This is a genomic window from Pseudomonas sp. R3-41, from assembly GCF_054161485.1.
Map to the genome: position 1 here is coordinate 5,965,608 of NZ_CP096421.1, position 14,425 is coordinate 5,980,032.

The 14,425-nt window shown below is 52.1% G+C and carries 11 protein-coding genes, 1 other RNA gene and 1 pseudogene; 7 read left to right on the forward strand and 6 right to left on the reverse strand.

What is annotated here, in order from left to right:
• The first annotated feature begins 63 nt into the window (after positions 1-63).
• The 3 genes from M1D99_RS25825 to M1D99_RS25835 all read left to right on the forward strand — a co-directional run bounded on the left by M1D99_RS25825 (position 64) and on the right by M1D99_RS25835 (position 2,288).
• A complete protein-coding gene (locus M1D99_RS25825) occupies positions 64-351 on the forward strand; it encodes a hypothetical protein (RefSeq protein WP_250964010.1) in 288 nt (95 codons plus the stop codon).
• A gap of 96 nt (positions 352-447) precedes the next feature.
• Positions 448-844: a transfer-messenger RNA gene (gene ssrA, locus M1D99_RS25830) on the forward strand.
• A 187-nt stretch (positions 845-1,031) separates the two neighbouring features.
• Positions 1,032-2,288, forward strand: a complete 1,257-nt coding sequence (locus M1D99_RS25835) for an integrase domain-containing protein (protein ID WP_458130974.1) — start codon at positions 1,032-1,034, stop codon at positions 2,286-2,288.
• A 139-nt stretch (positions 2,289-2,427) separates the two neighbouring features.
• Here the strand turns inward: M1D99_RS25835 and M1D99_RS25840 are convergent, their stop codons facing one another.
• The 4 genes from M1D99_RS25840 to M1D99_RS25855 are packed head-to-tail and all read right to left on the reverse strand — an operon-like array spanning position 2,428 to position 5,428.
• Positions 2,428-2,721 (reverse strand): hypothetical protein, encoded by a 294-nt coding sequence (locus tag M1D99_RS25840; protein ID WP_458130975.1) that lies wholly within the window; start codon positions 2,719-2,721, stop codon positions 2,428-2,430.
• The gene (locus M1D99_RS25845) at positions 2,718-3,698 is read right to left on the reverse strand and encodes an integrase domain-containing protein (RefSeq protein WP_458132166.1); all 981 of its coding nucleotides are present in this window, start codon (positions 3,696-3,698) and stop codon (positions 2,718-2,720) included. The genes M1D99_RS25840 and M1D99_RS25845 overlap by 4 nt, the downstream gene beginning before the upstream one ends.
• Entirely contained in the window at positions 3,682-4,035 is a 354-nt protein-coding gene (locus M1D99_RS25850) for a hypothetical protein (protein WP_124334000.1), read from the reverse strand. The genes M1D99_RS25845 and M1D99_RS25850 overlap by 17 nt, the downstream gene beginning before the upstream one ends.
• Positions 4,022-5,428 (reverse strand): YfjI family protein, encoded by a 1,407-nt coding sequence (locus M1D99_RS25855; RefSeq protein ID WP_458130976.1) that lies wholly within the window; start codon positions 5,426-5,428, stop codon positions 4,022-4,024. The genes M1D99_RS25850 and M1D99_RS25855 overlap by 14 nt, the downstream gene beginning before the upstream one ends.
• 1,506 nt (positions 5,429-6,934) lie before the next feature.
• Here M1D99_RS25855 and M1D99_RS25860 point away from each other — a divergent pair.
• Both M1D99_RS25860 and M1D99_RS25865 read left to right on the forward strand, forming a co-directional pair.
• Positions 6,935-8,674 carry a dsDNA nuclease domain-containing protein gene (locus M1D99_RS25860; RefSeq protein WP_458130977.1) on the forward strand — a complete coding sequence of 580 codons (1,740 nt, stop codon included), beginning with the start codon at positions 6,935-6,937 and terminating at the stop codon, positions 8,672-8,674.
• A gap of 162 nt (positions 8,675-8,836) precedes the next feature.
• Positions 8,837-9,031, forward strand: a pseudogene (locus M1D99_RS25865) (helix-turn-helix domain-containing protein); the annotation flags it as partial.
• Between the two features lie 156 nt (positions 9,032-9,187).
• Here the strand turns inward: M1D99_RS25865 and M1D99_RS25870 are convergent.
• Positions 9,188-11,302, reverse strand: a complete 2,115-nt coding sequence (locus tag M1D99_RS25870) for a sensor histidine kinase (RefSeq protein WP_458130978.1) — start codon at positions 11,300-11,302, stop codon at positions 9,188-9,190.
• Positions 11,290-11,994 carry a response regulator transcription factor gene (locus M1D99_RS25875; RefSeq protein WP_458130979.1) on the reverse strand — a complete coding sequence of 235 codons (705 nt, stop codon included), beginning with the start codon at positions 11,992-11,994 and terminating at the stop codon, positions 11,290-11,292. The genes M1D99_RS25870 and M1D99_RS25875 overlap by 13 nt, the downstream gene beginning before the upstream one ends.
• A 230-nt stretch (positions 11,995-12,224) precedes the next feature.
• On the opposite strand from M1D99_RS25875, the gene M1D99_RS25880 reads away from it, so the two are divergent.
• A complete protein-coding gene (locus M1D99_RS25880) occupies positions 12,225-13,235 on the forward strand; it encodes a CBASS cGAMP-activated phospholipase (RefSeq protein WP_458130980.1) in 1,011 nt (336 codons plus the stop codon).
• The gene (locus M1D99_RS25885; RefSeq protein ID WP_458130981.1) at positions 13,229-14,425 is read left to right on the forward strand and encodes a CBASS cGAMP synthase; all 1,197 of its coding nucleotides are present in this window, start codon (positions 13,229-13,231) and stop codon (positions 14,423-14,425) included. Before M1D99_RS25880 ends, M1D99_RS25885 begins: the two co-directional genes overlap by 7 nt.

Below are 14,425 nucleotides of genomic sequence, written 5' to 3' on the forward strand. Positions count from 1 at the left end.
TACTGACTCGGCCCGGCCGCGACTGTCCAGCGGCACCGAGACCCTACGTTCAAGGAGATACACATGAAGCGCACCGCACTTGCTGGCTTGTTCATTTCCGCTGCGATGTTGGCCTCTCCGGTGTTTGCAAATAGCCAGGATGACCTGTGCAAAATCAACCTGCAAAAGATCAGCGACGCCAAAGTCAGCACCGAGCAAATGAGCGAAGGTCTAAAGACCGACATCGACGCCACCGTCGGACAAGCCAAGGCTGAGCACGCCAAAGGCACCAAAGAAGGCACCGAAAATTGCATCTCGTTGACCAATCAGGCCATCCAGAAGCTGCAGAACAACGCCAAAGGCGACCAGTAGCATTACCGCAGGCCAACCTTCGGGTTGGCCTCGGACATGGATTGGCGTACACTGCACATGCCTGCCGCTCCAACAGACTCACGGAGCGACAGGTTCGGGGCCGTTTAGGATTCGACGCCGGTTGCGAAACTCTAGGTGCATGCCGAGTTGGTAACAGAACTCGTAAATCCACTGTTGCAACTTCTATAGTTGCCAATGACGAAAACTACGGCCAGGAATTCGCTATCGCTGCGTAAGCAGCCTTAGATCCTGAGCTTCTGGTACCTTCGGGTCCAGCAATCACGAGGGGATGTCCGTAAACCCAAAGTGATTGTCATATAGAACGGAATCGCCGTGCAGTACGTTGTGGACGAATCGGCTAAAACTTACACAACTCGCCCAAAGCACCCTGCCCGTCGGGTCGCTGAGGGTTAATTTAATAGACACGGCTACGCATGTAGTACCGACAGCGGAGTACTGGCGGACGGGGGTTCAAATCCCCCCGGCTCCACCACTTCATCATCTAAAGACGTCCACGGACGTCTTTTTTTGTGCCTGAAATCCAGTGAATACGGGGGTTTCAGGGCTACGGAAGGCTTTCCAGGTTTTTTGAGTTCCAGGCGGTTTGGTATTCCCAATGGTATTCCCGGCTACCCGGCGCTAATCTTGGGAATACCAAAAGGTGTCATGGAGTACTTCTCATGTGCGCTCAAACCACCCGCCTCTCCGACCGCCAGCTCAAGGCGGTCAAACCGAAAGACAAGGATTATGTCCTCACGGATGGCGACGGGCTCCAGCTGCGAGTCAGGGTCAATCGCTCGATGCAGTGGAATTTCAACTACCGGCATCCCGTCACCAAGAATCGAATCAACATGGCACTCGGCTCTTATCCCGAGGTTTCTCTTGCGCAAGCGAGGAAGAAAACCGTTGAGGCCAGAGAGCTGCTTGCACAGGGCGTCGACCCAAAAGCTCAGCGCAATGAGCTGCAGGAAGCCAAACGAGCGGAAACGGAACACACCTTCGAGAACGTGGCCACCGCCTGGTTCGAGCTGAAGAAGGATTCCGTCACCCCGGCGTATGCCGAAGACATCTGGCGCTCGCTCACACTGCATGTTTTTCCAAGCATGAAATCAACGCCGTTATCGGAAGTGAACGCCCCGATGGTCATCAAGCTGCTTCGTCCGATTGAGGCCAAAGGCAGCCTCGAGACGGTTAAACGAGTGAGCCAGCGCCTTAACGAGATCATGACCTACGGGGTCAACTCCGGAATGATCTTTGCCAATCCTCTCAGCGGCATTCGAGCGGTATTTAAGAAGCCCAAGAAAGAAAATATGGCCGCGCTGCCACCTGATGAGCTTCCGGAGCTCATGATGGAAATCGCGAACGCCAGTATCAAGCGGACGACCCGCTGCCTGATCGAATGGCAACTTCATACCATGACCCGCCCCGCCGAGGCGGCCACCACTCGATGGGCAGACATCGACTTCGACAAACGCATCTGGACCATCCCTCCGGAGCGAATGAAAAAGCGGCGTCCGCATACAATCCCGTTGACCGAACATGCACTCTCATTATTGGAGACGCTTAAACCCCATAGCGGCCACAGGGAATATGTGTTCCCGTCGGATAGAAATCCGCGCACCCACGCGAATAGCCAGACCGCCAACATGGCGTTGAAACGAATGGGTTTTCAGGACCGCTTGGTCAGCCACGGCATGCGCTCCATGGCCAGCACAATCCTGAACGAGCATGGGTGGGATCCGGAGCTAATCGAAGTCGCGCTGGCGCATGTTGATAAAGACGAAGTTCGAAGCGCCTACAACCGGGCGGATTACATCGAACGCCGGCGTCCGATGATGGCTTGGTGGAGTGAACATATCCAGAAAGCAGCCACCGGCAGCCTGTCAGCATCAGCCATCAATCAAACCAGGGACCGCAACGTGGTGCCGATCCGCTGAGCATTCAAGGTTAACGATACCGCCGACAGTCCATGTAGTGCCGCATGGCGACAGAAATGACGACTTTCGCTAAATCTCTGGTATGTCTGCGCTTGTTCAGCCAAGCCCCTGAGTATGGGAAGGCTCCGCATTCCCATACTCAGGGGCTCACGCTTAAAGGTCTATCAGACAACCACGACTTTTGCCTTCTGCGGCGGATCAAGCCTGCTGTTAAGTCAAAGTAGTAGACGGTAGCTGGAGCGGAGCATCGCAGGTAGTGCTCCAGAAACCATCTCACGTGCTTTTCTCTCCATGACCAGGGAGTCACGCAACCCCAGCGCTCACGAATCGCCTCGTGCATCCTTTCTGCCTGCCGGATATGCCGCTGCCGCGTGGCATGCGCACCTTTGAGCACCGGACTCAGAAACAACGCCATGTCGAACTCGGGCTTCATCGCCGACCTCCGATGTAGGCACTCACCACATCCATGCGGTTATGTCCTAACTCATGGCTGATTTGCTGACGGGCGTGCTGATCAAGCTCTCGATCTTCTCGATGAATACAACCGCCATTGACGAGTGTATTTAAACCAGTCAGTTGCTCATAGCGCTCACAGGCGTAAGCAGCCCGAAGCTCATGAAAGCCTTTCAATCCATGCTCATGCAAGACGTCCCGTGCCGGTCGCACAACTGACTGCATAAACTCTTTGTAGCTCTCCCTGGGGGCCAACAGGTTCCGACTGCCACTGGGAGAAGCCTCCCAGGCGCTATCCAAGGCGCCACGAATTTGATCAGTAACCGCGATCCAACGCGGTGCTGACGCGCCTGATCGACCGCCTTTGGTGCCGTCCTGGATATTGATCTTGCCCAGTTGCCTGGCCTCACGTTGCAGTCGGGGCAGGTCCGCCAAGATCGCCTCACGCAGGCGCATACCAGTATCCCGGGCCAGATGGACAATTGCGGCCACACGTTGCTGACCTCGCTCTGACAGTACGAGCGCGATCAACTCGATCTGAGCACGATCTTGGCCTTGCGGTGCCTCACTACGCACGCTCGAACGCTGTAGGCCTAGCGCCTTGCTCGGACTGGGAATTTTGACGTACTGATCACCGCGCAGCGCAGCCATCGTTCGGTTCACGGTTGACAGTCGGTTCTGCGCGGTGGCGATGCCGACGTTGCCCTGGTCAACCTGCTGCCGCATATAGGCGGCGTACCGCATGAGGATCTCGCGGTCGATCTGTCGCGCGTCATTGAGCCTCGGCCCTTCCTCGGATCGACACCAACGCACGAATGCTTGCCAGCGATCGCTATGGGCTTTGACGGTAGCAAAATGGCCGTCGCCAAATAGATCTTTCAGGGCTTGCGGTCCGGCATAGCTGAGTTGGCGACCGAAGCCAAAATTGCGCCCAGATCGCTTACCGACCCGGACCATTTTTCTGCCCCTGATCGACTGCAGCGAGATCATGTAAAAGGGCTCTCCAGTTCGCACTCACGATGGCGAACTGGGACCAATCAGTCGGGCGAAAACACAGCGTGTTGTCGGTGACGTAGAGATGCGCGCCCTCCTCTTTCAACCACTGAATGATGGCTGTCGTCGAGGTGATAGTTTTACGGGTGGTGGCGACACCGGCGACAGCGGCGCCCCCCCTTGTCCTGCCTGGCTTTGAGCGTGGCGACAAAGTGGCGACAGTAGCGGCGACAAATCGCGCTTTCGGCTCCTTTTGGCGCTGAGCCAGATGGTTGCGCAGCGCTTCATCAAGATTGAACATGGCGCACCTCGAAGGTTTGGCCATCGGTGATCAACCACTGATGATCAATCAACTCGACCAACAGCTTGGCGGCATGACGACTGCTCTTGCGGGCAAAGCGGGGACCGTTGCGATTCAGCTCTCGAATACTGAAGCGCTTCCAATCCTTGACCTGCAACCAGCGCAGCAGCCGATCCGCCTCTTCCTTTATCCGGCACACCGGTTCCTGTTCGGTCAGGCGTTGGATCTCGGCAAGGTAATAGCCAATTAAGGTCGAGGCCCGTTGGATGTGGTCGACCTCCACGACACTGCTCTCCTCCACCACGGCCAAAATGCCAGCGACACGCAGCAGGTTTTCGGCAGCCTTCGATCCGCTGGGCCGTACGCTGGCCAGTTCGCCAAACTCACCCAACTGGGCTTCGATGGCATCGTGTAAATCAATCCAGCGACGACGAGCCAACGGACTGAGGTTCAGTAGTGATAGCTGTAGAGCACCGTCAGGGCTAAGTGACCACGGCTGACGAAACAGGGCCGAAAGACGGTGGTGATAGCGCTTTAGGGCGGCGTCTTTGGACAAGTCGACGGCCTGGTAGCTGCGCTGTCCGGCCAGGCTGGTAGGCCAGGTCATCAGGCAGCGACCGAGAATACCTTGCCCCTGTAGCAACGGGTCACTGAGTAACTGCATGGCCAAATACGGTTGCAGCATCAGGTGCAAGCTCAAGCGCCGGTCATAAGCCCGTAGGCTTTCGCCTGTCATGGAGCGCGCTCGATCAATCGGGCTACCGTCCCAGAGTGACGACAAGGTCGTGACCGCTTTCAAACGGTGATCCCGACTCATGGTGCTGCTGCCGAGGAACTGTCCCCCTTCATCGCAGAACAGTCCCATGCTGGGCAGGTCATGGCAGAGCCCCTTGATCAGCGCTTCGATCGTCGGGTCCGTGGTGATCAACCTAGGTGCAGAGGGCTCCCCTTCGAGCAGCACGCCGTTTGTGGGGGCGGGATCGACAGGGTTGGCACGTTGCGCCTGTCGCTGCGCGGCGAGGTACCGAGCAAGTTGTTCGCGGTAGCGCTGCCACTGCTCACGCTCCCATTGCCGTGCAGGCAGCAACGCACATCGATCTGCCGCGGTCTTGCGATCACCGGATGCGGCCATTGTGATCAGGTACAGCGACAGGGGATAGTTTCTCCCGTCGAGCTGTATGCCCGCATGTCCTTGGGTGGCCAGCGCCGAGGCAGCCAACACCGATTGCGCGGCCAGCGCTTGGGGCACGCCGATGACCTCGGCCATGCGCTCCACCGCCGGCCCAAGAATCCCACCGAGTGCCTGGACTGGATAAGGCTGGGCCACGGGATTCGACTCAATAAGCGGTCGAGGCGGTCGTGGTAGTTCAAGCTTCGGATCTAACTGCTGCATGGGCCCTCTCCTCGATCATTGCTGGTTGTCCTCACGTAGTCCCGCCACGGCTGTTGAGTGTTATCAGGGATCAAGGCCCCTGCGGCCTGTGAGGTGTTCACTGACGCGGAACGAACGGCTCCTTACGACCGGGAGCAAGGGCATGAACCCATGACTCTGGCCTCCTTAGGCGCATCCGAAGATGCGGGCGGGTGGAGGCTGCGCCGACTGACGAGTTCAGCACCTAGAGATCCTGGGTGAGAGAAGGCAACAACATCGACACCTGGGGCATGCCTGACTGTCAGTCAGGTGCAGCCTTTCCATAGGCTGCGGCACCGGTGCCTGTGTCGTTGTGGATGGCGACGAATCGGACTTGTCACGCCGATTGTCGCGAGGAGAATTGCGGCAATGCCATGTAAGACGTGGATTGCAGCAGTGATACGAGCGCCCGTCTCTTTCCAGGAGAAAGAGACGGGCGCGGTCTGGCGCAGCGAAGTGTGCTAAGAGGTGAGGTTGCTGCAATGCAGCGAGGTAGATCCATCGTCTGCCGCAGCGGGCAGATTGGTCGAGTAGGCATCCATCACTCTTGGGGAGTGACCGTGCGAGCCGCCGGACGCTAATCGCACTAGGGGAAGAACCACCACGCAAATGGCGTAGCCTTAAAGGTTCTGGCTACCTGGGCAGGTGCTGTCAACGACAGCGATCCGTGCGCCAATTTTTATACCCACTCGAAAAGACGGTCAAGCGTCACGGCCAAAACGTCCAAAAAACGGCGACTGTCGCCACTTTTGTCGCCATGCTCCAGAGCCCGCTCTTCATGGGTTGTCGCCGCTGTCACCGTTGTCGCCACTTCTCTAGCCATGGCCACGCAAGACCGTTCTGACACTGGAGCGACACTCGAAAAGTAACTTCTGACGATAAACGAGGGCGTAACGCTAATCAAATTTGAAATGGAGTGGTGGTACGACCGGCCTCAAGAAAAAGCGAATGAACCCTCCGATCGGCGTGATCAAAGATCGCTGGATCGGAGGGTTTGGTGGAAAAGCAAAGCCTCAAACGCCGAAGACAGCCTCAAGCATCACCACTGGTTAATTGGGCAGCGGCCTCATACCGCATGATCAGCGTTTGCTGCAAACGCTGCAGAAAACCGGCTTCGAACGCTTCCAGGGAACCCTGGGCGATGACGCTTTCGGTTTTGCGCCAGTGCCCACCACAAAGGTAGAGGCGAGCCGTCAAGCCAGGTCTGCGCACAATGAACGCCGTCCTCAATGATTGGGCCGAACTCATTGCCCCATGGGCCCGGATACTGGGATGGCTTCAACGGACGGGACAGAGAAGTACTCACCGATCTGTTGATGAACACGCTGAGCAGGGATACCGGACAGATAGCCTGTAGTTACTGCTTCGACCTTCAAAAATGACCTTTGGAGGCCCCGAGATTGTGCCAGTTTTGACAGTTCGGAGCAGAAGCGTCTTGAAATTAACTCGTAGCACCCTCAAACTTTGATCATTATGGGGGAGCACGCATTGAAGTCACATGATGATTTAAAAAAAAGTGTTGTGGCACTTGGATTGGGCCCATCACTTTCGATGGATATCGCACCAGAAGTACGCAGAGCCTATGCATATCAAAGTGCGGCAGGAGTCACGCTAATTTGCGAGGCAATAAAAAGAAACACCTATAAAGAATTTTGGTTTGAGCATCATGACGACATACTTGGTGTAAAACACAACGGAAAATTTGATGTCTTTCAAGTAAAAACTAGGGAATCCACTAAAAAATGGGTGCTGAGAGACAAGGAGATAGTCAAAGCCATTATCAAATTTGGACGTCTCGAGAGCAGTCAGGGGGCCAAAATAGATAATTATTTCATATATTCAAATGCACTGCCCTACCTGCCCTCCGAGTCAACTCCAAATAGCTCCAGACAACAAACCAGCTTATTGTCGTTAAAAGAAGCCCTCGCAAACTCAGCTCACGCCTCTTTAGAACCTATATATCTTGAAGAGCTGGACAAGCTATCAGCATCTATAGGCCAAACAACAAAAATCACAACTAGTATAATCGGCAAATTGGAATTCATCAAAGGTAGAAGCTTAGAGGACTTTCGCGAAGGGTTAGCAACAGATTTATTTTCGCTTCCCCACCTACAGAAGCTCTCGATATCCAAACTGCATAATTTAAGCAGCATGATTTTTCAAAAAGTGGAAATGGCCAGCACTCTAGATCTACCTGGACTAGATATTTTCACATCCATTATTTCGAAGGCCGGTGTTCCCTCCCGGCTTATCGAAAACAAATGCGTCACAGTTTCAGCTGCTAAAGCAATGCTTGATGCAGAGCTAGGATTGGACAGAAAAAAATATCGCCTTAAATCTGTTGGAATTGTAACGGTAATAATAGGATGCACAGCTCTGAGCGGCATGTATTTTTACAAGCCAGAAGCAGAGGCATTGCTGGAAAAGTCTGTCAGGGTAGTTTACTCCGCAAGAAATGCACCGCTCCCTCCAACTTTCCCCGAGTCTATCTCTGCGATACGAGCGGCAAAGCTGCCTCTCGACAGCTTGGATTTAGAGGGTGCAACACTCCGATGCCAGGATTTGTCAAAACTGAACCTAAGCCGAATGAACGGGCAGTGGATCAGAGGCACTGGCGCTAAGTTCATTGAGTCACAGTTATATATGGCCAACTTCACGCAAAGCGAACTCAATGCATCCTCATACGCAAGGGCCACAGCCGATAGTTCAATATTTGACCGATCCAATATGCTCTATACAGACTTCTCCGACTCAATTGTCAGATGGGCAAGCTTTAAGAATGCGACGCTCAATGGATCAGACTTTTCTCGATCAGACCTTTCACAGTCTGACCTTTCAAATGCAGACCTAACGTTCGCAGAGCTTAAAAATGCTAATCTCTCCGGCTCAAAACTTTACGATGCCAAATTGGAAAAAGCTAACATCTCAGGGGCGAACTTCAAGGGTGCATTGGGACTAACTCAAAACATGCTAAACTCGACATGTAGCAACCAGCACATCCCACCATCTTTAGATCCAGGTCTAAAGCCTCCTACCGCTGATTGCTTCATTGACGACAGATCGAAAGATGAGCGGTTAATTACGCAGCAAGTTTATGCACTCGTAGGACAGATGGCGGCACTTGGTGGCTATTGCAATGACGGAGAAGTTGTGCCTCGAGCTCCCAATGGACATGGCCATGCCGACAAAGAAGTGCCTTTCTTTATACAGCTAAAACCAAAAGAGTGAAGGTGCGCAATAGGTAAGCCAAAACATCAAAGTTTTTCGGGCCTACCTAGATTCTGTACGAAAAAGTAATGCCGTCAGCAGCGCATGACACAGGCTAGTGTGCTGCCTTTGAAATAAACCCTCCTCGAAACTGGCTATGCTTTCCATGTTAACAATTACAGTATCAGTTCTGCCACCACCAGTCAGCATTATGGGCGTCGTGCTCGGGTGATTTTGTTGGCGGCTAAAGGCCACTCATGGGTAGACATTGCCTGTCTGATTGGCTTTTCTCTGCGCTCAGTTACTCGCTGGCGCCCGCGTTTTCAAGAGCTGGGATTAGAGAGGCTGATTGATAAGCCGGGACGCGGGCGCCCTTCGTCCCCTACGGTTACCCGCCCCAGCTGACCGCTTTGCTTATCAACTACCATGACCTGCCAGTCGTAAAGGGCAGGAAACGGCCACAAGCGGATGAAGAGCTCAGCGCCGCTTCTGGCTACACAAAATCAATAATTTTATTTACACAATCAAGAGCGTCTAGCCTACGCATGGAAGTCTTATCTCAAAACAAACACCCCCCTCAAAATTGCGTGCAGTGAGGCTGCCACCCAGGCGAGATACAAATGTCTTCGCCATATACAACCCCTGACCAAGATGTTCGCCCTCCATAGCCTCACCCCGCACAGAGACGCCATACTCGAAGATATCTTCGATAGGGACAGTCTCAATATGGGGCCCTTTATTTTCAACCCTTACAACAGCATCGCCTCGCTCCAAAAAACCGTGAACAATAATATCTGTACCAGGCGATTTAAAGTCATTAGCGTTACTGATTATAGCCGTTAGTACGGACTCCAACATATCGGCATCAACCATGACATAGAGTGCAGCGTCGCTACCCGTATATCTGATATCAGCGTTTGGAGTGTCAGCAGCGTTAACCAAGTACTCGGTTATATTTTCCTTTGTAATGTCTCCGGAAAGCGAGTTCATTGCCTCCTGCGGCGTCTTGAATGTGACAGCATCAGGAGACTCTTGCCCTAACGAGGCACCATACAAATACTGAACCGCAAAAGAGATCCTTCGGACATAGCGAGTACTCGGATCATTTTCATCATTGTGGCGCAACATCAAATCCTGTAACGGCGATCGAATTTCATGACCAATTGCACGGAGAAATTGGTGTTCTCTTTTTGAACGCTCTGAAGCAATTTTTCCATAGGCTAACAACTCCTCATTGAACTCCATAATATTGCGCCAAAGTACACCCACCTCGCTTTGGCTTTCTTTTATAGGAAACGGAAGAACATAATGCTCAAAAGTATTAAGACGCTGTTTCATATACAAGGTATTGCGCCTCACCTTGTAAAGCGGCGTTAATACAAAAGCACGAAGAACGATATAAGAAGCGAACAACAGCAGCATCAAAATAAACGAAAGTAAAATAATTGACTGGGCAGCGATACGCCACCCACCGAAAACATTCGATGCATCACCTCGAATGGCAACCGTGCTTCCATCGGACAAAGTGACAGCTTCTTCTGTTTTTGTTTCAGGGAGGATCACCTTAATAATAAAATCGGTCAACCGATCGACCATACCAAAAGGAAACACACGTACTGAATCTGAACGATCAACCGCTGAATGCTTGATCTTGATTTCCGCTGTTGAGCCAGCAGGAGAGAATATTAATAGCTCCCCGGGGGTCAAGTAATTACTCATCTTATCAAACGAAAACACGGTATTTGGTTCGGATAATGTTGTGTCCATAAGTATGCTGCTTTCTCCTGCAGCCCCTTTACTAATTAACTTAACATCCACCCGAGCATCAGAAATATCTTTGGGTGGCCAAATAACGGGCTCCCCATGCAACTGATTTGCTTCATAAGCATCGCCTGCAAAGGCGTATAGGGGCACTTGAAAAATAAACTCGAATCTGTTGATTGAGCCCTGATTAATAACCTTCAGCGCACGCCCTTTTATCTCGGGCTCCCTTGCGTAAGCGCGCCCTGTCAAAGTCCCCATTTTGAATCCAGTCATGCTCCATGCCGGAGACAAGTAGGGAGCGGTAGAGCTTCCAACGCGCTTTAAGGCATCGAACGTAACGACAAATCGACTCATCGCCCCCCGAGCAGTGATGGTGACTAAAAAGTAATCTCCCGTCCTTGGATCATCTATGTAGCTGGGAGATACCAAATCCCCCGACTTGTCGAAACCGCCTCTGACAAAACCGATCGCACCCAGTGCTTTGTTTTCAAGCACACCGGCGCACAATCTGTTTTGTGACGCGGAAACGCCTGGAAAGCTGCAACCATAAAGGGGCTTCATATCCTCAACATGCCCCGGCATGACATTTATATATTCTAATGGAACTTTATACAGCGGTACGCCGTAGCTGTCAGGTTTAGGAGCTTCATAATTGACAAGATTGATCCTCCCATCCAGAGAGTCAAACTCATACGCCACACGCTGTAGATTTCGCTTTACACTGGCTTCATATTGTTCGGCAACTGATCCAAAACTCAACTTAAGTGCAAATATCGTCCCAACGAAAACCACCAAAAAAACCAAAAGCAGTACACCAACAATATAAATTCTAATCGAAGCTTTCTTTATATTGCTTTTGAGTTTGTTGAAATTTAATCCTGCCACCTAACCCCCTTCATCCTGATGACTTCAACGTGCGCCTCCGACACACCCACTTCCTTAAGTGCATCACGAACTGTCTTCACATGTTGACGAATGGTCTCTCTATTTTTTCCACTACCGACAAAATCATACAACTCTTCATAAGTAACAAGATCACCCCTACTTTTGTATATTTTCTGCAGGATTAATTTTGCTGTTTGAGGAATATTCAGAGGCTTCCCTTTATAGCTGGCTTTTCCCGTATCCTGATCGATAACGAAATTCTCTTCAACCAGCTGATCCAACTCACCCTGTTCAACCTGCGCCTCTGTTGAGTCCGCTGTAATTCTCAACACCTTCATCGCTGCGGCCAAAAACATTTGGCCATCCGGTGCAATAGGTTTCTCAAGAAAATCCCAGACATCTAATTGGTACATAATTGAACGATAAACTGAGGAGTCTAAACCTGAAACCACGATAACCGGGCTTTTATGACACTGCGAGTTAGTATTGATAATACCTATGCCCGCATTTTTCTCAGGCGGCAACTCAATATCCAATACGATGAGAGAGTAATTATTTTTCTTTATAGCCGCCTCTGCAGTCTCTCGATCAAAGAACTGTTCCACTTCAACATCGTGATTGAGTTTCCGGCAAAACTCCGCAAGCGCGCCGTTCACGGCTTCGGAGTCTTCTACTACGGCTATTTTATACATCTGGCGAACCTCGAAAAAATCAATGCAAATCGATTGCGGCTGATAATCTCACAAAGGTCAATAGCGCGCACGTGAGCAAATACTCACGAAGCATAAGATCTACTCACGACTCCAACTAAACGCAAACGTTACACAAATAACCCATCTCCAACCTGCCTTTTTTACTCACGCGCCGGCCGGTAACGTAGCTGTCAATCGCGCTCATCTCGAAGCGCTGGAGATTCTTACCTATGTCATCGAAACGCTTTCAGGTTTTAGCACTATCAGGCGGGGGCTACCGAGGTCTCTACACCGCCACCATTTTGGCTGAGATTGAACGGGAGATCGGAGGGCCCATTGCCCGGCACTTTGACCTCATTGCGGGAACGTCTATCGGCGGGATCCTGGCGCTGGCTATCGCATCTGAAATTCCTGCCCAGACAATCGTAAACATGTTCAAACAGCACGGCGCAGCAATCTTCAAACCGAGAACGCGCGTTCCGATTTTCGAATCCACGTTCAGCAGTGACGAGCTGAAAAAACAGATATCGGCACCCACGATGCTGGGGGACAAGTTGCTGGGTGATTGTCTTCATCCTGTGGTCATTCCCTCGATCAATTACTCAACCGGCAAGCCAGTGTTGTTCAAAACCCCCCACCACGAAACTTTTCGACGTGACCATCTTCACCCAATGGTAGACATTGCGCTCGCTACCAGCGCCGCCCCCACCTACTTTCCTCGCCACCAACTCCAACACAGTCAGTACGTGGATGGCGGGTTGTTCGCCAACGCCCCTGGGCTACTCGCGCTCCACGAAGCCGAGACCTTTTTTGACGTGGCCAGCTCAGATATTCACCTCCTGGCTATCGGGACGATGTCATCCAAATTCACCGTAAACCCAAAAAATAATCGTGAAGGTGGCGCCTTGGACTGGGGTGGCGGCAATCCACTCAAAGCTGCCCAACGTCTGTTCGGCTTGTCGATTTCTGTTCAAGAGTCGCTTTGTGACTTCATGCTGCAACACAAACTTGGCTCACGCTACATGCATGTGGATGAGGATCTGACCGACGATCGCTCCAAAGCAGTCGCGTTGGATAAAGCAGATATTTATGCCCAGGAAGTCCTCATAGGCTCTGGTCTTGAAAAGGCAAAGGTTTGCCTTGGCAAGCCGGATTTCATGGCGTTCGTGGCACACAAAGCTCGACCGATTCAATTCTATTACGGTAGCAACGCGACCAGTCCGGAGGCTGAAAAATGCTGAACCTTACCAAACTCTTTTTTTCTTCCGCTGACGACATCGTTTTCAGCGACAACATCGCAACAACCGAAGAGCAACGTATCTTTCTTACTGAGTGCCGGAAAAAGATCCGGGACTACCTGAAGCCTGCCATTGCCAGCGCAACCGTCGCAGTGTTGGGTATGGAAAAACGCGTGGAACCTCGTTTTCGGACGCAAGGATCCTGGTCATACAAAACCTGCATTCAACCCGCACAACCGGAACTGCAGGAAATTGACCTTGATTATGGCGTTTACCTGCCAGTCGATGTTTGGCAGGAAAATGGCCCACCAGCCGCAATGGCCAAAAAATACTTCGACTTGGTTGAAACGCTTCTCCAAGTACTTTGCGTCCAGGAAAACTGGAAGTTGATTACAGGTACCGAAGCGAAGGCCACCTGTATCCGTATCGACGCGTGCACGTGGGCCCACATCGACATCCCGTTGTATGCCGCTCCGATTGAAGAGTTTAACAAGGTTGTTGAACGCACGGTCGTACTCAGTTGTGAGCAGCGCGTGCGAATGCTCGACGAGGCCTGTGGCTCTGAATCGTACATGGAGATTACGAAGGCCAAATCTCAGACATGGGATGACCTGGACACGATCATGCTGGCCACCCGATCCGGTATCTGGAAAGCTTCTGATCCCGAAGATGTTGCAAAGTGGGTCAGAGACCAAGTCGCGCGCTTTGGCGATCTGGGCAATCAATATCTTCGTGTATGCCGCTACGCCAAAGCATGGCGAGACTTTCACTGGGAGTCCGGCGGCCCAACGTCTATTTCCTTGATGATCGCCATCGCTCAAAGTTTTGAAGGCAAACGAGGACGTGATGACATTGCTTTTGAGAAGGCTGCCAGTGCGCTAGCGATCGCCCTTAACGAAGAAATTCGTGAATCAGGCATTGATGACAGCGCCGAAGATTTCAATCGTATGAAACCCGCAGAGCGCGAACAAGCTGCAAGCAAGGCACAGACTCTCGCAGATGCCCTCAAACGAGCTCGGGAGTGTCAGGAGTACCAAAAGCACAACGCGATGCAAATCACCACCGCACAGCTGGGTGACCGCGTCCCATCGTCCACCGACCTAATTGAAATAGAAAGCGCTACGGAGATTGTGCGATCGACTGCGCCTACCATAGTGCCCGCTCCCCTTGTCCCAAATACGTCAGCAGGTTAA

Bases quoted from the DNA above. Each gene is read 5' to 3' on its own strand.
- M1D99_RS25825 (WP_250964010.1), top strand. From the start codon at position 64: ATGAAGCGCACCGCACTTGCTGGCTTGTTCATTTCCGCTGCGATGTTG.
- M1D99_RS25835 (WP_458130974.1), top strand. From the start codon at position 1,032: ATGTGCGCTCAAACCACCCGCCTCTCCGACCGCCAGCTCAAGGCGGTC.
- M1D99_RS25840 (WP_458130975.1), bottom strand. From the start codon at position 2,721: ATGAAGCCCGAGTTCGACATGGCGTTGTTTCTGAGTCCGGTGCTCAAA.
- M1D99_RS25845 (WP_458132166.1), bottom strand. From the start codon at position 3,698: ATGGTCCGGGTCGGTAAGCGATCTGGGCGCAATTTTGGCTTCGGTCGC.
- M1D99_RS25850 (WP_124334000.1), bottom strand. From the start codon at position 4,035: ATGTTCAATCTTGATGAAGCGCTGCGCAACCATCTGGCTCAGCGCCAA.
- M1D99_RS25855 (WP_458130976.1), bottom strand. From the start codon at position 5,428: ATGCAGCAGTTAGATCCGAAGCTTGAACTACCACGACCGCCTCGACCG.
- M1D99_RS25875 (WP_458130979.1), bottom strand. From the start codon at position 11,994: ATGTATAAAATAGCCGTAGTAGAAGACTCCGAAGCCGTGAACGGCGCG.
- M1D99_RS25880 (WP_458130980.1), top strand. From the start codon at position 12,225: ATGTCATCGAAACGCTTTCAGGTTTTAGCACTATCAGGCGGGGGCTAC.
- M1D99_RS25885 (WP_458130981.1), top strand. From the start codon at position 13,229: ATGCTGAACCTTACCAAACTCTTTTTTTCTTCCGCTGACGACATCGTT.